This is a genomic window from Candidatus Binatia bacterium (genome assembly GCA_036563615.1).
GTDB lineage: Bacteria > Desulfobacterota > Binatia > UBA12015 > UBA12015 > DATCMB01.
The window spans coordinates 132,643-149,159 of record DATCMB010000009.1; the positions used below are offsets into that span (position 1 = coordinate 132,643).

Here is a 16,517-nt window from a genome sequence, read left to right on the forward strand (position 1 = left end):
GCGCTGCTCGCGATCGCCGGCGGACTCGGGACTGCGCTCGGGAACCTGCGCGTCTTCGGCATGAGCTTCGGGGTCGGCGGCGTGCTGTTCGTCGGCCTCGTGCTCGGCAGTCTTGGCGCGCTGATCACCGTCGTCCCGATCGCCCTGGTCGGCGTCGTCGCGCGCGCCTGGTACGGACTCGGCCATCCCGAGCTGTGTGGGCTGCTGGCCGGCAGCATGACCGACCCGCCCGCGCTCGCGTTCGCGCAGCAGTCGACCGAGAGCGACGTCCCCGCCGTCGCCTACGCGACGGTGTATCCGCTCACCCTGCTGCGCGTCTTCTCGGTGCAGGTGCTCATCTTCGTCCTGCACTGACCTGCACGACGCGCACGCCGTCCGCCGGGGCGAGCGTGATCGCGCGCCGCTTCGCGCGCACCGGACGCTGCGAGACCAGGCGCAGCTCCGTCTTCGAGAAGACGCACGCCAGCACGACCTTCATCTCGTAGAGCGCGAACGCCATCCCGAGGCAGCGCCGCACGCCGCCGCCGAACGGGAAGAAGGTGTAGGGGTTCGGACGCACGCCGAGGAAGCGGGTCGGGTCGAAGCGTCCGGGCTCGCGCCAGAGGTCCTGGCGATGGTGCACGAGCGCGATCTGCGGCGCTACGGCGACGCCCGCGGGGAGCCGCCAGCCCGCGATCGTCACCGGCTTCTTCACCAGGCGGCCGACGTCGTCGAGCACCGGCGAGATCCGGAGCCCTTCCTTGATGACCGCGTCGAGGTACTCGAGGCGCGGCAGGTGCTCGGCCGCGAGCGGGCGACAGGCGAGCACCTCGTCGAGCTCGGCGCGGATGCGCGTGAGCACCGCCGGATCGCGCAGCACGTGGTGCATCGTCCAGGCGAGCGAGGTCGCGGTGGTCTCGTGACCGGCGAGGAGCAGGGTGATCATCTCGTCGATCAGCTCCTCGTCGGTCATCGCGCGGCCGTCCTCGTAGCGCGCTTCGAGCAGCATCGAGAGCACGTCGTTGCGCTCGCGGTCGGGCTGCGCGCGGCGGCGCGCGAACTCCGCGACCAGGATGCGCTCGACGTCGCGCCGCGCCGCGACGAGCCGCGCCCACGGCGAGAGTCCGCCGAGCTCGATGCGCGCCGCGGGCAGCAGCCACAGCGGGTTCGCCGCCACCTCGACGAGCGCGCGCAGCCGCCCGCGCAGCCGCTCGTACTCCGCGCCTTCGGTGAAGCCGAACACCGCGTGCAGGATCACGTCGAGCGTGATCGCCTGCATTTCGACGTGGAAGCGGAAGGGGCGTCCGTGCGGCCAGCGCGCGATCGCGCGCTCGGTGACGTCGCGCATGACGTCGGCGTAGGCCTGCATGCGCTCGCCGTGGAACGGCGGCATCAGCAGCCGACGCTCCTCGAGGTGCCGCTCGCCGTCGAGCAGCAGCAGCGAGCGCCAGCCGAGGAGCGGTCCGAGCTGCGCGTTCGACTCGCCCGCGTGCAGCTCGTCGGTGCCGCCGGTGAAGACTTGCTTGACGGCATCGGGATGGGCGACGGCGACGATCGGCGGCGCGCCCGGAAAGCGGATGGTGAACGTGTCACCGTAGCGGCGCTGGCACGCCTTCAGGTACGCCGTCGGTCGGACCGCGAGCTGCAGGGCCTGGAGGATCGACGGGAGCCGCGGCCCGGGAGGCAGCGTCGCGCCGTGCGGCGCGCGCTCTGCGGCGGTCGCGTCGTGCGCGGCAGCGGCGCGCATCGGCGCAGCGTCCGTCTGCGGCGGACCCGCGACCGCGGCCTCGAGCGGCTTCGTCATGCGGCACCTCCCGTCACGAGGACAAAGCACGAGACGCGCGCTCATGCACGCCGTGGGTGCGCGCTGCTCGGTGCGCGGCGCCTCGATCGTCTCTCGCGCATGCGGACGATATGCTTGACGGACCTCCCTTGGACGCTCGTCGGCGCGCTCGTCACGACGCTGGCGATCTCCTGCCTCGCGGCGGAGATCGCGCTGCGGCGCGGCGTTGGCACGAGCGACCCCTACCTGCGCTGGACGTACGAAGTGGACGGCGCGGGCGACGGAGCGCGTCTCTTGACCGTCGGCGACTCCTTCTTCGCGCGCTGGGCGGCGGGCGGCGACCTCGAGCAACACCTGCGCGACCACCTCCGCGGCACGGGCGTCCGCATCCTGAATCCGTCCGTCCCTGGCTACGGTCCCTACCAGTACCTCGAGCTCCTGATCGCGGCGCTCGCGCGCACGACGCCGGACGTCGTGCTCGTCTCGCACTACGTCGGCAACGATCTGATGGACGTCGGCTGCGGGGACGACGCGGAGGAGCGCCTGCGCCGCATCCTCGATCACGAGCCGTCGCTGCTCGAGCGCAGCTTCCTCGTGCAGCACGTCGCCGCGCTCCGGCGCGCGCGCTCGACGCGACATCCGAGCTTCGCCTGGGACGCGCTCGTTCGGGCCGGCGTCCCCGCCGATGGCGTCGCGCGTGCGCGCAGCTTCACGCTCAACCCGTACGTGGTCACGCTCGGCGTGATGCGTCCGCACTACTACCGCGACGTCCTGCTGCTCGAGTCCGACTGCGCGGAGCGCGCCTGGCAGAACGTCGAGCGCGTGCTCGACGAGATCCTCCGCCGCGCATCGGCCGCCGGGGCGCGCGTCGTCGCGGTGGTGTTCCCGCACTCGTTTCAGGTGAGCCGCTTGCACTACGACCTCCACCGACGCTGGCGGATCGACGTCAGCGACGCCTTCCTCGACGCGCGCGAGCCGCAGGAGCGCTTGCTGCGCTACTACCGCGCCCGCGGCGTCGCCGTGCTCGACCTGCTGCCCGCGTTCGAGGCGGCGCACGAGCCGCCGTTCTGGGAGGAGGACGAGCACCTGAACCACGCGGGGAACGCGCTCGCCGGCCGCGAGATCGCGCGGTTGCTGCTCGCGAGCGGCGTCGTCCGCGCGCCTTCGTCCAGGCGACGCTGGCGGAGGAGCCGGTCTCGCACGCCGCGCGCTAAAGTTCTCGGCCGCGAGCGCCGCTCGAAGGAGCGTGCGCGGAACACGCTGGCAGGTCGCGATCGCCGCAGGCGCCGTGCTCGGCGCCGTGCTCGCGCACCCCGCGACGGCGCAGGACGGCGCAGGCGCGAGCGATCCGCTCGCCGGCGGCGGCAACGCCGCAGTGCAGGCGCTGCAGGCGCAGATGCTCGCCGACCCTGCGACGCGCGAGCGCGTTCTGTCGCTGCAGGACGATCCCGCCGTGCAGCAGATCCTGAAGGATCCGGCGACGATGCAGGCGCTGCGCGCGGGCGACCTCGGCGCGCTGCTCGCCGACCCGAAGCTGCGCGCGCTCGCCGCGCATCCGACGGTGCGCGGCATCATCGCCGAGCAGCAGAGCCGCTGAGACCGCGAAGCGTGCCGTTCGCGCCGCGTCGCGTCCGTCGCGCTTGACATTCGCGCCCTCGGCCCCGAACTCTGAAAACACGGCGCGACGACGCGCGCGCCGCCCGCCTTCGACACGCACTCCGTGGATCCTTCATGAGCCAGCGCCGCTTTGCTGTCAGCCTCGCGCTCTCGGCGGCGATCCACGTCCTGCCCGGTCTGCTCCTGTACTTCGACGTCATGGGACCGGGCGGCGGCTTCGGCATCGGAGCCGGGCCCGGCGTCGGCATCGGGCAGGGCGGCGGCTTCGGGCTCGGCAAGGGCAAGAAGCGCCAGATCTTCGCGCTGCAGGACGTGAACGCGCAGCCCGCGCCGCCGCGTCGCGGCAAGATCGAGGAGCGGCTCTCGGCGCTGACGCCACCGAGCGCGCCCGAGCAGTCGCGCATCGCGCTCGCGGGCGATCTGCCGGTCGCGCTGCCGCAGCGGGTGTCGCTGCCGCCGGCGTCGGCGGCGCCGCGCTCGGACGTCGCAGCCAAGGGGACGGCGGGCGCGGTGGTGTTCGGCGGCCTCGGCGGCGCGGGCGGGGGTGGCGGCTTCGGAATCTCGCTCGGCAACTTCGGTCGCTACGTGAGCGAGCTGCGGCGCACCGGGCTCGACGTCGTCTTCGTCGTCGACGGCACGAGCAGCATGGGCGACGTGATCGCCCACGTCCGCAAGAACCTCGCGCAGCTCGTCGGCAGCATCCAGGCGCTGGTGCCGGTCGCGCGCATCGGCTTCGTCGTCTACCGCGACCGCAACGACGAGGTGCCCATCGATGTCGCGCCGCTCACCGCGAGCCGCAAGAAGCTCGACGCCTTTCTCTCCGGCGTCCGCGCCGACGGTGGCGGCGACTGGCCGGAGAGCCTGAACCTCGGCCTCGAGGCGGCGCTCGAGCGCATGCCGTGGCGGCCCGACGCGAAGCGTCTGCTGGTCTTCGTCGCGAGCTCGCCGCCGCACGACGACGAGATCGAGGCGACGATCGACACCGCGCGCCGCGTGCGCGCGGCCGGCGGCGCGGTGAGCGCGGTCGACCTGTCGCGCATCATGCACGTCGAGTTCAAGCGGAAGTTCATCCGCACGCTCTACCGTCGCGAGGCGACGCCCGAAGAGCTCGCCGACGAGCTGCCCGGCTTCTACGACGAGGTGCGCCAGACCTTCCGCGACATCGTCCGCGCGGGCGGCGGCGAGCTGATCGAGTTTCAGCAGAACGAGCGCCTGGTCGAGCACCTGTTGGTGCTGACCTTCGGCACGCGCTGGAAGGAAGAGGTGCAGCAGCTCGCCGGGCTGTCGCGCCCGCAGGAGTGAGTCGCGCGAGCGACGCGTCAATCAACGGAGCACGACAATGGAGCAAGGCTTCGACCTGTTCGGACTGATCGTCGCGGGCGGCATCACGACGTGGCCGCTGCTCGTCGGCTCGGTGCTGGCGCTCGCGGTGGTCATCGACCGCGTGCTCGCGCTGCGCGGCACCGAGCGCGCCGCGGAGCGCGCCGGCGCGCGTCTGGCGGAAGCGCTCGCGCGCGGCGGCGGCGGACGCGCGCTCGAGGACGCGGCGGCCGGCGTGCCGGTCGCGACCACGGTGCTGCTGCCGGTCGCGCGCGCGGTCGCGCGCGGGTCGGCCGCGGAGGACGTCGCGCGTCTGCTCGACGCGCGCATCTTCGAGGCGCTCGAGACGCTCCGTCAGCGCCTCTGGCTGCTCGCGACGATCGGCTCGATCGCGCCGTTCGTCGGCCTCTTCGGCACCGTGATCGGCATCATGAAGTCGTTCCACTTCATCGGCGAGACCGGCACCGGCGGCTTCGCGGTGGTCGCCTCGGGCATCTCCGAGGCGCTGGTCGCGACCGCGCTCGGCCTCGGCGTCGCGGTGGTCGCGGTCGCCTTCTACAACTACTTCGAGGCGCGGCTCGAGCGCATCGAGGCGACGCTGCGCATCCAGGCGAACCATCTCACCGAGGCCGGCGACGCGGCCCTGGCGGCTTGACCATGGCGATGCAGGTCCGCAGGCGACGCGGCTTCGTCGCCGAGATCAACGTCACGCCGCTCACCGACGTGTTCCTCGTGCTGCTGATCATCTTCATGGTCGCGACCTCGGCGGCGGTGCAGTCGGCGTCCCAGGTGCATTTGCCGAAGGCCAAGTCCGACGAGGATCCCGCGGCGGCGATCACGGTGTCGCTCGGCGCCGACGACCAGATCGCGGTCGGCGGACGCCCGGTCGGCAAGGGCGACGCCGAGATCGTGGCGGCGCTGCGCGACGCGCTCGACCAGAGCGAGAGCAAGACCGTCGTGCTCGCCGGCGATCAGCAGGCGTCGCTGAACGACGTCGTGCGGCTGCTCGGGCTCGCGAAGCAGGCCGGCGCGAGCGCGTTCGCGCTCGCGACCGAGAGCCAGTAGCGGCACGCGTGCGGCGCCGCGCGATCACCGGCGTCGTCCTCCGGCTGACGCTGCTGTCGTTGCTCGCGGCGCTCGCGCTGCCGTGCGCGGCGCACGCGCTCACCGCCGCGCAGGGCGAGGCGCAGCTTCGCGAGATCGAGGCGCGCGCGAACGCGCTCGCCAAGTCGCCGCAGCCCGACCGCAAGGCGCTCGCCGAGCTCGACCGGCGCGCGCACGCGCTCGCCGAGGAGGCGTCGCGCGCGCTCGCCGCGCTGCGCGAGGACGCGGCCGAGCGCGACGCCGACATGCGCGCCGTGGTCGAGAGCCGCGAATGGCAGGCGCTCGAAGCGCTGCTCCTGAAGCTGCGCTTTCGCATCGCCGCGCTGCAGCTCGAGCGCGCGCGCGCCGGCGATCCGGACAAGGAGCGTCTCGCGCGCGCGGCGGCGGACGGCTTCGGAGCGTTCGCCGAGGCCGCGGATCCGACGGTCGCCGCGGAGGGACGCTACGGCCGCGGCCTCGCGCGCATCGTCGCCGGCGATCGCGCGGGCGGCATCGCCGACCTGCGCGCCGCGGCGCAGGTCGCGTCGGTCGCGCCGCGCGCGCGTCTCGCGCTCGCCGAGGCGCTCGCCGAGGGCGGCAACCGGAAGGAGGCGCTCGACGTGGTCTCGAAGCAGCTCGCCGGCGGCAACCTCCCGGCGGACCTCGCGCTGCGCGCCGAGCTCTTGCGCCTGCAGCTCGCGGTCGCGACGCGCAAAGCGGGCCAGACGCCGCCCTCCGGCATCAGCGCGCAGGTCGAGCACCTGCTGAATGCGGGCGAGCCGTGGCGGAGTGCTGCGCTCGCGACGCTCGAGGGCAACGAGGATCTGCTGCCCACGGGTCCCGACGCCGACGCGCTCGCGCTGCGTCTGCGCGCCGACGCCGCGGCGCGCGCCGGCGACGCCGCGCAGGCGCTCGATCTCTACCGCCGCGCCGTCGAGCGCGATCCGAAGGATCGCATGGCGCTCGAGGGCCTCGCGCGCAGCGCGCTCGCGATGAGCGAGTGGCAGACGGTGCGCGACGCGGTCGCGCGCCTCGACGCGCTCGACACGGGCGAGGACGGTGCGCCGCGTCCGCGCTCGCGCGACATGGCGCTCGTCGATCTGCGCGCGGCGTACGGCGCCTGGCAGCAAAGCGGCGACGCGCAGGCGGCGAGCGAGGTGGCGCGCGCCGCCGACGCGCTCGAGCGCGCGCAGGGCGTCGAGCCGGACGACCGCGCCGAGGCCGCGTTCCGCCGCGCCGAGGTCGCGCGCGCGCAGGGCGACCTCGACGCCGCGATCGCCGGCTTCACGGCGATCGACGCGCCCGCGTGGCGTGCGGCGGCGGGCACCGCGGCGCTGCAGGCGCGCGTCCTGCGCCACGCGCGCGCACCCGAGCGCGAGCCGCGCGCGGCGCTGCTCGCCGACCTCGAGGCGTGGCTCGCGCGCGAGGATCTGCCCGACGACGCGCGCGCGACGGCGATCGTGCTCGACGCGACGGTGCGGACGATGCCCGCGACGGAGGCGGGCACGGATCGCACGGGCGCCGCGATCGCGGCCGGCAGCGGTGCTGCGTCGGCGAGCGGCTCTGCGCGGAGCGAGGCCGCGAGCGCGGCGGCGGATGTCGATGGTGCGAGCGCCGGAGCGCTCGACGACGCATCCCAGCGCGCGGCGCTCGCGCGGCTGCGCGAGTTCCCGCGCCGCTTCCCGGATGCGCAGGCGATGCTGCCCGCCGTGCTGCGCGCGCGGGCGCTGCTCGAGGTCGCGCTCGGCGAGGCGCCGGACACGGCCATGCTCGACGTGCTGCCCGCGGACGCGCGTCCCGCGACGGCCGCCGCCATCGCCGGCGACCTGCGCGACGACCTCGGCGCGCGCGCGCCGCGCGCGAGCGCGTCCGACGCCGAGCGCCAGCGCGCGCGCCTCGCTCTCGAGGCCGCGCTCGCGTTCGCCGCGCTGGCGCCGGAAGGCGAGCGCACGGCAGGACGCCTCGACCTCGCCGAGAGCGCGCTCGCGCTCGGTGACGCACAGACCGCGCTCGCGCTGTTCCGCGCCGAGAGCGAGGCGCGGCCGAATTCGCTGCGCGCGCTGCGCGGCGTCGCGCTGGCTTCGCGCGCGAGCGGCGACGAGGCCGGTGCGCGCGCCGCGTGGGAGCGTCTCGCCGCGCTGCCCGATCTGCCGCCGGCGCTGCGCGAGGAAGCCGAGCGCGAGCGCGCGGCGAGCGTGGGCGCTCCGTAGCTGTCCCGAGCCCGGCGGTTTAGTAGCCGCTCAGCCGTCGTCGGCGAACGGCAGGTGGCCGTGCCGAAGCGTTCCGGCGAGCAAATCGAATGGACGAAGGGCGATCTCGAGCGGCGGACCGGCGGGTGGCGTCGTCCGTGTGACGCGTTATTCCTCGTCGTCGTCGAGCCGAAAGATGTTCGTCCGCAGCGGCGAGTCGCCCTCGTCTTTCGCGGGGCCGACGAGTTGCTGCAACCACTCCGGCGCCGCTGGGCTCGCGCTGATCACCCAGCCAACCGGCCAAGTGAAGGCCGAGACCGAGCGCCATCCTTGAGTCGCCAGCTCGGCGAGGACCTCACTAGGCGGAAGTGGGCTGGCTTGGTCGAAGTGCGCGCGGTGATTGACGTAGATCAGGGCGTCGAAGCTCGCGCAGGTGGTTGGCCCGTAGCGCGTCGCCTTCTTGGCGAGCTTCGTCGCTGCAAGGCGAGCGACCGATTCGTGAGAGAGCTTCCCGCCGAATGCTGCTTTCGGGGTAGACATCCTTCCTCGTGGAATCTCGAGCGAGAGATCTTCGAGGCTGGTTGCAGCTCGAAGGCGGTCGGTCTTTTCTCGCCATTCGGCTTGCGGTCTTCGTCCTGGTTCGAAGGCGGTGCACACCTCGAAGGCGGCTCCGCGGAACCTCACGTCGGGCGCCTGCGCGTCTTTGATCTTCTCCACCTCGCGGCAGCAGAACTTGACCCCGACGGCCCGCAGGAAGGCCGCGACCACCGCCCTCTCCATGGACTCGTGGTCGCTCAGAAACTTCCGCGTCTCTTCGGCGGCGTCCTGAAGCTGCAGCACGATAGCTGCTTCGTCGTCGACGCAAGCGCGCGGCAACGAGTAGCCGGCGGCCGCCAGTTGCTCGAGCTCCTCGACGGTCGCGTCGACGATCTCGAGTCGCGAGCGACGCGCGTCAATCCATTCCCGCGCGCTCGCGCAGGGTCTCGCGCGTCTCGAGCACCTCGACGGGCGCGCCGACCTCGAGGGTGCCGCGCTCGAGGTGGACGGCGTTCTGCCCGAACACGACGCCGAGCCCGGTCTTGCGGTAGGTCGCGAGCGTCGCGAGCGGCTCGTTGCCGTCGCGCTCGCCGGTCGACTGCTCGGTGGTGGTGATCACGCAGCGCGCGCAGGGCTTGACGATCTCGAGCTCGACGTCGCCGATGCAGATGCGCTTCCAGCGGTCCTCGGCGTAGGGCGCGGCGCCGCGGATCACGAGGTTCGGGCGGAAGCGCTCCATCGGCAGCGGGCGCGCGAGCCGTGCGTTGAGATCGTCGAGCGACGCCTCGCCGATCAGCAGCAGCGGGTAGGCGTCGGCGAACGCCGCCTGGGCGTGGCCGGGATACCAGTCGGGGTTCACCGGGCGCCGGTGGCCGCGCGGCAGCGCGACCACGCGCGCCGGGCGTCCGAGGTGCGACGAGATCCACGCGGCGGCTTCGTCGCCGGCGTCGACCGCGGGGCCTCGATGACGCCAGACCTCGATCTCGCGGTCGCCCTCGGCTGCACACGCCGGCGGCAGGCGCAGCTCCGCGCGACCGGGCGCGCTCAGCACGACGCCGCTGCGCGCGTCTTTGCCGTCCGGTGCGACGAAGCGGGTCGCGACGAGCGCGAGCTTCGGCTCCTCGCGCTGGGTGAGGAAGCGGCCGTGCTCGTCGACCACCATCCAGGCGCGGTCGCCGGCGAGGCCGAACGCGTCGAGCGGCCAGCTCGTGACCGCAATGCCGCGGCACGACTTGACGGGGTAGACGTGCAACGCGGCGAGGATCATTGCGTCCCTCAGCGGCTCGCGGCGGCCCGCTGCCGTGTCCGTGTGCTGCGCGCGGCTGGTCGGGCGGCGACCCGGGGTCGCAGCCCGGCGACGAAGACGCGCACCAGCGAGTCGACGTTCTTGCGGTAGTCTTCGACGGTGACGCCGGGGCCCTTGAGCCCCTTCACCGCGCGGAGCAGGAGCTGCGCGACGTCGCCCGCCGCGAGCCCGGTCTCGCCGAGGTCGATCTCGCCCGCCTGCGCCGCGCGGCGCAGCACGCGCGCGAGCTGGTCGAGGAAGCGACGCTCGGTCTCGCCGATCAGGTCGCCGCACAGCCGGTTGGTCTCGTCGAGCAGCTCGCTCGCGTGCGGCGAGGCGAGGCTGATCTCGACGAAGCGCAGGCCCTTGGCGAGGATCGCCGCGACGATCCGGTCGGCGAGCGGCGCGTCCTGGGCGAGGGCGGCGGCCGCGCGCGACAGGGCCTCGTCCTGCATCTGCTGGGCGAGGCGGCGGAAGATCTCCTCCTTGTTGCGGAACTGGAGGTAGAGCGCGGCGCGCGACACCCCGGCCTCGGTCGCGATGTCCTCCATCGAGGTGCGGCGGAAGCCGTAGCGCGAGAAGCGCACGAAGGCGGCGGACAGAATCCGCTCCGGCGTCGCAATCGCCTCTCTCGGCATGCGAGGCATGTTGACAAGAGTCGTGCACCTCGTCAAACGTGGTCTGCACAACCTGACGTTTTCGATCTAGAACGTCAGAAACGTGAGGAGGCCGTCATGGGCAAGCGACTCTCGGGGAAGACCGCCGTCGTCACCGGCGCGTCGAGCGGCATCGGTCGGGCCATTGCGGAGCGTCTCGGCGGCGAGGGGGCGCACGTGTTCCTGTCGGGACGGACGCGCGACGCGATGCTCGCGTCGCAGGAGAGGATCGAGCGAGCGGGCGGGCGCGCGACCTGCGCGGTCGGCGACGTGCGCGATCCGCGCCACGTGCAGGGCCTGATCGACGCGGCGATGCGCGACACCGGCCGCCTCGACATCATGGTGAACAACGCGGGCGTGTCCTTCCATCAGCCGATCATCGAGGGCGACGTGGAGGAGTGGCGCACGATGCTCGAGACCAACGTGCTCGCGCTGCTCGTCGGCTGCCAGGCGGCGATCCGCGCGATGCGCGCGTGCGGCGCCGAAGGGCACGTGGTCAACGTGTCGTCGATCGCGGCGCTGCGTCCGGACTCGGGCGTCTACGGCGCGACCAAGCACGCCGTGAACTGCATCTCGGCGACGCTGCGCCGCGAGCTCGAGGAGGACGACATTCGCGTCGTCAACGTCATGCCGGGCGCGATCGCGACCAACTTCGCGCGCAACTTCGATCCGCAGATCGTCCGTGGCATCGTCGGGGCCTCCGGCGTGGACGTCGAGGTGAAGCGCGGCGAGCGCCTGCCGGACGAGGCGCTCGACGGTCTGCCGCCGTCGATGCGACAGATCCTCGGCCGCCCGGAGGACGTCGCCGATGCTGTGCTTTACGCCGTCACCCAGCCGATCCACGTCAACGTGGCCGAGATCGTCGTGCGGCCACCGAAGCAGCTCGCCCTGTAGCGGGGACACGCCATGAACACGCCCGTCTCGCAGGCCGCCGTCGCGACCGCGTCCGGTCGTGCCGTAACGCCGCTCACGCGCTACCAGAAGTGGCTGTTCTTCTTCCTCTCGGTCGCGACCTTCTTCGAGGGCTACGACCTGTTCGCGCTCGCGCAGATCCTGCCGAACCTGCGCGCCGACATGGGCCTGTCGCCGGCGTACTCGGGCGTCCTGATCTCGGTGACGAGCGTCGGCAACGTGCTCGCGTACTTCGTCGTGAGCCGCGCCGACCGCCTCGGCCGTCGCCGCGTGCTGACCATCACCATCGCCGGCTACACGCTGTTCTCGTTTCTCACCGCGCTCGCGCCCGACGTCTGGACCTTCGCCGTCTGCCAGCTCGTCGCGCGCATGTTCCTGCTCGGCGAGTACGCGGTGGCGATGGTGTACGCGGCCGAGGAGTATCCCGCCGAGCGCCGCGGCATGGTGATCGGCGTGATCCAGGCGTGCTCGAGCCTCGGCGCGATCACGTGCGCCGCGGTGGTGCCGGCGCTGCTGCAGACGCCGCTCGGCTGGCGCTCGGTGTACCTCGTCGGCACGGTGCCGCTGGTCATCATCGCGTTCGCGCGGCGCAGCCTGCGCGAGACCGAGCGCTTCGCGCGCGAGGCGGCGGCGGGACGCACGGCGCAAGCGTCGTTCGCGCGCATCTTCCGCACGCCGTACCGCGGTCGCGTGCTGCAGCTCGCGCTGATCTGGTCGATCACGTTCTTCTGCACGCAGAACGCGGTCGCGTTCTGGAAGGAGTTCGCGCTCGCCGAGCGCGGCATGACCGACGCGCAGGTCGGCACGGCGCTCGCGTTCGCGTCGATCGTCTCGATGCCCTTCCTGTTCTTCGTCGGCAAGCTGCTCGACGTGATCGGACGGCGGCGCGGCGCGACGGTGGTGTTCTCGCTGACCGCGCTCGGCGTCTTCCTCGGCTACACGCTGGAGTCGCCGACAGCCCTCACGGGCGCGCTGGTGGTCGGCATCTTCGGCACGAGCGCGGTGCTGCCGGTGCTCAACACCTATACCGCGGAGCTCTTCCCGACCGAGCTGCGCAGCGAGGCCTGGGCGTGGGCGAACAACCTGATCGCGCGCACGGCGTACCTCGCGTCGCCGCTCGCGGTCGGAGTGGTGGCGGAGAGCTTCGGCTTCGGACCGACGCTCGCCGCGACCGCGCTCTTCCCGATCGTCGCGCTGGTGCTGATCCTGGCGCTCTTGCCGGAGACGGTCGGGCGCGAGCTCGAGGAGACGGCGGCGCTCTGACGCCTGTCCGGCGGCGATTGCCGTCGGCTAGGGCGTCGCGCTAGCACCGCGCCATGGCGCACGACGCGAACGACCCCGCCGCGATCGCGGACCGCCTCGCGATCCAGGATCTCTTGACGCGCTACTGCGTCGCGATCGACGGCGACGACTGGGAGCTGCTCGACACCGTGTTCACGCCGGACGCGCAGATCGACTACACGAGCTCGGGCGGCATCGCGGGCGCGTATCCCGAGGTGCGCGCCTGGCTCGCGCAGGTGCTGCCGGGCTTCCCTGTCAAGCAACACCTGGTGACCAACTTCTCGGTCGAGATCACGGGCGACCGCGCGACGAGCCGCACGTACTTCTACAACCCGATGGGGCGTCCGAAGGACGGTGGCGGCGTGGCGCTGTTCTTCGTCGGCGGCTGGTACCTCGACGAGCTCGTGCGCACGGCGGACGGCTGGCGGATCGCGAAGCGGGTCGAGAAGCAGAGCTGGGTCGACGTGCGCGGCTGACGCGCGCGGCACGCGCAGGCAGCTCGAGCGCGGCGCGCGCGAAGCCCGCGGCTCGCGCGCAAAAAGAAACGCGGCCCCTCCCGTTCGGAAGGGGCCGCGTCCCGATCACCAGAGCCGACGCGCCGCTCAGGCGTACTCGCGCTTGACCGCCGCCGCCGAGACGTGGCCGTGCGCGACGTGGCCGAGCTCGGGGACGATCGTCGAGCCGCCGGCGAAGCCGTAGGCGCTCTCGCTGTGCTGCGAGAGGTCGAGACCCTCGATCTCCTCCTCCTCGGAGACCCGCAGCGAGCCGAAGAAGAGCTTCAGGACGAAGAGGATGATGGCGGTCGCGAGCGGCGCGAACACCGCCGTGAACGCGATGCCCTCGAGCTGCACGAGCACCTGCTGCGCGTTGCTCTCGATGCCGTCGCCGAGCGACACGGCGAACAGACCCGACGCGAGCGCGCCCCAGGCGCCGCCGAGCGCGTGCACGCCGAAGACGTCGAGCGAGTCGTCGTAGCCGAGCGCGGGCTTCAGGAACATGCAGGCCGCGTAGGAGATGACCGCGACGCCGGCGCCGGTCGCCATCGCGCCGAGCGGCGAGACCGCGCCGCAGGCGGGCGTGATCGCGACAAGACCTGCGACCGCGGCGGTCGCGCCGCCGAGCGCGGTCGGCTTGCCGCGGTGGATCCACTCGATCGCCGCCCAGACGAGCACCGCCATCGACGCCGCGGTGGAGGTGTTGAGGAACGCGAGCGCCGCGAGCGGGCTCGCCGCGAGCGCGCTACCGGCGTTGAAGCCGAACCAGCCGGTCCACAGCAGGCCCGCGCCGATCAAGCACAAAGGAAGGCTGTGCGGCGGCATCGGCTCCTTGCCGAAGCCGCGCCGCTTGCCGAGCATGATCGCCGCGACGAGCGCCGAGAAGCCGCTCGACATGTGCACGACGAGGCCGCCCGCGAAGTCGATCGCGCCGGACTGGAAGATCCAGCCCTCGGAGCCCCACACCATGTGCGCGAGCGGGCAGTAGACGACGAGCAGCCAGATCGTGATGAACGCGACCCAGACGCTGAACTTCATGCGCTCGGCGACTGCGCCGAGGATCAGCGCCGGGGTGATGATCGCGAACATGCCCTGGAACATCGCGAAGATCAGCTCGGGGATGTTGCGGTCGGCGCCGTTGGTCACGACCGAGTCGAGGGTCACGCTCGCGAGCCCGACCTTCGAGAAGTCGCCGATGAAGGCGTTGCCGTCGCCGAAGGCGAGGCTGTAGCCGATGAGGATCCAGAGGACGCCCGCGATGCCCGCCGAGATGAAGCACTGCATGAGCACGTTGAGGACGTTCTTCGAGCGCACGAGCCCGCCGTAGAACAGCGCCAGGCCGGGCAGGGTCATCATCAGCACGAGGGCGGCGGCGGTGATCACCCACGCGGTGTCGCCCGAGTCGAAGACGGGCGCGGCCGCGGCCGCATCCTGGGCCCACGCGGCGGCGCCGGTGAGCGAGCACAGTGCGGCGGTCGCGGCCGCCGCGAATCGCGGCCCGAAGGGGCCCTTCGTTGCGAGCTTGTCCATCCTTCTTCCCTCCTCAGGGCATCGAGATCAGCTGTGGTGATCCAGGGATCGCGAGCGGTGATGCCGCCGGCAGCAATGGCTGCGCCACGCAGCGATGTGCCGTCGAAACGAGGGTTTGCGCGGCTGGACCAGCCGGTGTGCCCACGAAACGAGCGGATGCCTGCTCAGAAAAGCATCAGCCGCCTGCTTCGTGGGCGCTCGTTTGCTGGGCAGAAGCCGCGGCGTTCCCGGGGCCATCGCCCGGCGCAGAGCGTCCGGCCCGGTGCGTGAGCGCGCTCGCGCCGCGCCGAGCGGCTCGATTGACCGCCGCTTCGCGCGCACCGTATGACGCCCCGTCGCGCGGCGCCTGTCTTCGCCGCGCGCGTACGCGTACGGGAGGGGAAGCATGGCGTTCAGCGAGTACTCGGAGTTCGACGGCCTCGGCCTCGCCGAGCTGGTCCGCAAGGGCGAGGTGACGCCCGCCGAGCTGGTCGAGGCGGCGATCGAGCGCGTCGAGCGCCACAACGGGACGCTCAACGCCGTGGTCTACAAGGGCTACGAGGACGCGCGGCGCGCGGCTGCCGGCACGCTGCCCGACGGGCCGTTCCGCGGCGTCCCCTTTCTCGTGAAGGATCTCTACTGCCCGGTCGCGGGCTGGCCGATGTCGAACGGCTCGCGCTGGTTCGCGTCGGCGCCGGCGAGCGCGGAGGACGACGAGCTCGTCCGTCGCTACCGCGCGAGCGGCATGGTGCTGCTCGGCAAGTCGAACACACCGGAGTTCGGCATCACCGGCACGACCGAGGGCGCGGCGCTCGGCCCGTGCCGCAACCCGTGGAACCCCGAGCACATCTCGGGCGGCTCGAGCGGCGGCGCGGCGTCGGCCGTGGCGGCGGGCATCGTGCCGATGGCGCACGCCTCCGACGGCCTCGGCTCGATCCGCATCCCGGCCGCGTGCTGCGGGCTCGTCGGGCTCAAGCCGACGCGCGACCGCAACCCGATCCGTCGCACGTCGCAGGGCGGGATCGCGTTCGAGGTCAATCACATCGTTTCGCGCACGGTGCGCGACTGCGCGGCGATGCTCGACTGGACCGGACGGCCGATGAAGAACGTCTGGTTCACGGCGCCGCCCAAGGAGCGACCCTACCTCGAAGAGATCGCGCGCAAGGGGCCGCGGCTGCGCATCGCGTTCCACGGCGAGCCGCCGTCGCAGGTCGCGCTGCACCCCGACGTCGCGAAGACGCTCGACGACACCGTGCGCGTCCTGAAGGAGCTCGGCCACGAGGTCTTCGAGCGCCCGCTCGAGGTCGACTGGCGGAAGCTCTACCGCGCGCAGGGCGTGTGGAGCGCCGGCAACTTCGTCGGCATGATGGCGTCCCACGTCGAGGCGCTCGGTCGCGAGCCGGGTGAAGACGAGATCGAGAAGCTGACGCGCTGGATCTGGGAGAACGGCAAGCACGTCACGGCCGCGATGCACGTGCAGGCCGAGCACACGCTCAAGGAGATGATCGTCGGCATCCTCGAGCAGTTCGAGCAGTTCGACGTCTTCCTCTGCCCGACGACCATCACGCCGCCGCCCAAGGTCGGCTACATCGATCCGTGCCGGCTCGAGCCGAAGGAGCTGAACCGCCGTCAAGCGACGACCTTCGGCTTCACGCCGCCGTTCAACTTCACCGGCCAGCCAGCGATCTCGCTGCCGCTCGGCTGGTCCGCGGACGGTCTGCCGATCGGCATGATGTTCGCCGCGCGCTACGCCGACGAGGCGACGCTGCTGCGGATCGCGGCGGAGCTGGAGGAGGCGCGGCCGTGGCGCGATCGGCGTCCGCCGGTGTGGGGCTGAGGCACCTCGCGCCACGCGACGCGCGCCGCGAAGCG

15 protein-coding genes are annotated in these 16,517 nt (G+C 72.5%); 10 read left to right on the forward strand and 5 right to left on the reverse strand.

Going from position 1 to position 16,517, the window contains the following annotated elements; all coding sequences use genetic code 11:
- Positions 1 to 60: 60 nt before the first annotated feature.
- The gene (locus VIS07_08385; GenBank protein HEY8515517.1) at positions 61 to 354 is read left to right on the forward strand and encodes a hypothetical protein; all 294 of its coding nucleotides are present in this window, start codon (positions 61 to 63) and stop codon (positions 352 to 354) included.
- On the opposite strand, the gene VIS07_08390 is transcribed toward VIS07_08385, so the two are convergent.
- Entirely contained in the window at positions 335 to 1,783 is a 1,449-nt protein-coding gene (locus VIS07_08390) for a cytochrome P450 (protein ID HEY8515518.1), read from the reverse strand. The genes VIS07_08385 and VIS07_08390 overlap by 20 nt on opposite strands.
- 1,225 nt (positions 1,784 to 3,008) lie before the next feature.
- Between VIS07_08390 and VIS07_08395 the strand changes: the two genes are divergently transcribed.
- From VIS07_08395 to VIS07_08415, 5 genes are all read left to right on the forward strand, one after another.
- On the forward strand, positions 3,009 to 3,359 hold the full coding sequence (locus tag VIS07_08395) for a hypothetical protein (protein HEY8515519.1): 351 nt from the start codon (positions 3,009 to 3,011) through the stop codon (positions 3,357 to 3,359).
- A gap of 134 nt (positions 3,360 to 3,493) precedes the next feature.
- Complete coding sequence (locus tag VIS07_08400; protein ID HEY8515520.1) at positions 3,494 to 4,681, forward strand: vWA domain-containing protein; 1,188 nt, start codon at positions 3,494 to 3,496, stop codon at positions 4,679 to 4,681.
- Positions 4,682 to 4,718: 37 nt separating this feature from the next.
- On the forward strand, positions 4,719 to 5,354 hold the full coding sequence (locus VIS07_08405; protein ID HEY8515521.1) for a MotA/TolQ/ExbB proton channel family protein: 636 nt from the start codon (positions 4,719 to 4,721) through the stop codon (positions 5,352 to 5,354).
- Between the two features lie 2 nt (positions 5,355 to 5,356).
- A complete protein-coding gene (locus tag VIS07_08410; protein HEY8515522.1) occupies positions 5,357 to 5,764 on the forward strand; it encodes a biopolymer transporter ExbD in 408 nt (135 codons plus the stop codon).
- A gap of 8 nt (positions 5,765 to 5,772) precedes the next feature.
- The gene (locus VIS07_08415) at positions 5,773 to 7,992 is read left to right on the forward strand and encodes a hypothetical protein (GenBank protein HEY8515523.1); all 2,220 of its coding nucleotides are present in this window, start codon (positions 5,773 to 5,775) and stop codon (positions 7,990 to 7,992) included.
- Between the two features lie 147 nt (positions 7,993 to 8,139).
- Here the strand turns inward: VIS07_08415 and VIS07_08420 are convergent, their stop codons facing one another.
- The 3 genes from VIS07_08420 to VIS07_08430 all read right to left on the reverse strand — a co-directional run bounded on the left by VIS07_08420 (position 8,140) and on the right by VIS07_08430 (position 10,431).
- Positions 8,140 to 8,811, reverse strand: a complete 672-nt coding sequence (locus VIS07_08420) for a DUF1780 domain-containing protein (GenBank protein ID HEY8515524.1) — start codon at positions 8,809 to 8,811, stop codon at positions 8,140 to 8,142.
- Between the two features lie 112 nt (positions 8,812 to 8,923).
- Positions 8,924 to 9,775: an MOSC N-terminal beta barrel domain-containing protein gene (locus VIS07_08425; protein HEY8515525.1), complete on the reverse strand. Its 852-nt coding sequence runs from the start codon at positions 9,773 to 9,775 to the stop codon at positions 8,924 to 8,926.
- 8 nt (positions 9,776 to 9,783) lie between these two features.
- Positions 9,784 to 10,431, reverse strand: a complete 648-nt coding sequence (locus tag VIS07_08430; protein HEY8515526.1) for a helix-turn-helix domain-containing protein — start codon at positions 10,429 to 10,431, stop codon at positions 9,784 to 9,786.
- A gap of 96 nt (positions 10,432 to 10,527) precedes the next feature.
- Here VIS07_08430 and VIS07_08435 point away from each other — a divergent pair, with 96 nt between their 5' ends.
- The 3 genes from VIS07_08435 to VIS07_08445 are packed head-to-tail and all read left to right on the forward strand — an operon-like array spanning position 10,528 to position 13,118.
- Positions 10,528 to 11,343, forward strand: a complete 816-nt coding sequence (locus tag VIS07_08435) for an SDR family oxidoreductase (protein HEY8515527.1) — start codon at positions 10,528 to 10,530, stop codon at positions 11,341 to 11,343.
- Positions 11,344 to 11,355: 12 nt separating this feature from the next.
- The gene (locus VIS07_08440; protein ID HEY8515528.1) at positions 11,356 to 12,624 is read left to right on the forward strand and encodes an MFS transporter; all 1,269 of its coding nucleotides are present in this window, start codon (positions 11,356 to 11,358) and stop codon (positions 12,622 to 12,624) included.
- Between the two features lie 53 nt (positions 12,625 to 12,677).
- A complete protein-coding gene (locus tag VIS07_08445) occupies positions 12,678 to 13,118 on the forward strand; it encodes a nuclear transport factor 2 family protein (protein HEY8515529.1) in 441 nt (146 codons plus the stop codon).
- 126 nt (positions 13,119 to 13,244) lie between these two features.
- Here VIS07_08445 and VIS07_08450 read toward each other — a convergent pair whose 3' ends face one another.
- The gene (locus VIS07_08450; protein HEY8515530.1) at positions 13,245 to 14,666 is read right to left on the reverse strand and encodes an ammonium transporter; all 1,422 of its coding nucleotides are present in this window, start codon (positions 14,664 to 14,666) and stop codon (positions 13,245 to 13,247) included.
- 385 nt (positions 14,667 to 15,051) lie between these two features.
- Here VIS07_08450 and VIS07_08455 point away from each other — a divergent pair, with 385 nt between their 5' ends.
- Positions 15,052 to 16,482: an amidase family protein gene (locus tag VIS07_08455; GenBank protein HEY8515531.1), complete on the forward strand. Its 1,431-nt coding sequence runs from the start codon at positions 15,052 to 15,054 to the stop codon at positions 16,480 to 16,482.
- Positions 16,483 to 16,517: the final 35 nt, after the last annotated feature.

Coding starts and splice junctions, on each gene's coding strand:
- VIS07_08385 (HEY8515517.1), top strand. CDS start 61: ATGAGCTTCGGGGTCGGCGGCGTGCTGTTCGTCGGCCTCGTGCTCGGC.
- VIS07_08390 (HEY8515518.1), bottom strand. CDS start 1,783: ATGACGAAGCCGCTCGAGGCCGCGGTCGCGGGTCCGCCGCAGACGGAC.
- VIS07_08400 (HEY8515520.1), top strand. CDS start 3,494: ATGAGCCAGCGCCGCTTTGCTGTCAGCCTCGCGCTCTCGGCGGCGATC.
- VIS07_08405 (HEY8515521.1), top strand. CDS start 4,719: ATGGAGCAAGGCTTCGACCTGTTCGGACTGATCGTCGCGGGCGGCATC.
- VIS07_08410 (HEY8515522.1), top strand. CDS start 5,357: ATGGCGATGCAGGTCCGCAGGCGACGCGGCTTCGTCGCCGAGATCAAC.
- VIS07_08425 (HEY8515525.1), bottom strand. CDS start 9,775: ATGATCCTCGCCGCGTTGCACGTCTACCCCGTCAAGTCGTGCCGCGGC.
- VIS07_08430 (HEY8515526.1), bottom strand. CDS start 10,431: ATGCCGAGAGAGGCGATTGCGACGCCGGAGCGGATTCTGTCCGCCGCC.
- VIS07_08435 (HEY8515527.1), top strand. CDS start 10,528: ATGGGCAAGCGACTCTCGGGGAAGACCGCCGTCGTCACCGGCGCGTCG.
- VIS07_08440 (HEY8515528.1), top strand. CDS start 11,356: ATGAACACGCCCGTCTCGCAGGCCGCCGTCGCGACCGCGTCCGGTCGT.
- VIS07_08445 (HEY8515529.1), top strand. CDS start 12,678: ATGGCGCACGACGCGAACGACCCCGCCGCGATCGCGGACCGCCTCGCG.
- VIS07_08450 (HEY8515530.1), bottom strand. CDS start 14,666: ATGGACAAGCTCGCAACGAAGGGCCCCTTCGGGCCGCGATTCGCGGCG.
- VIS07_08455 (HEY8515531.1), top strand. CDS start 15,052: ATGGCGTTCAGCGAGTACTCGGAGTTCGACGGCCTCGGCCTCGCCGAG.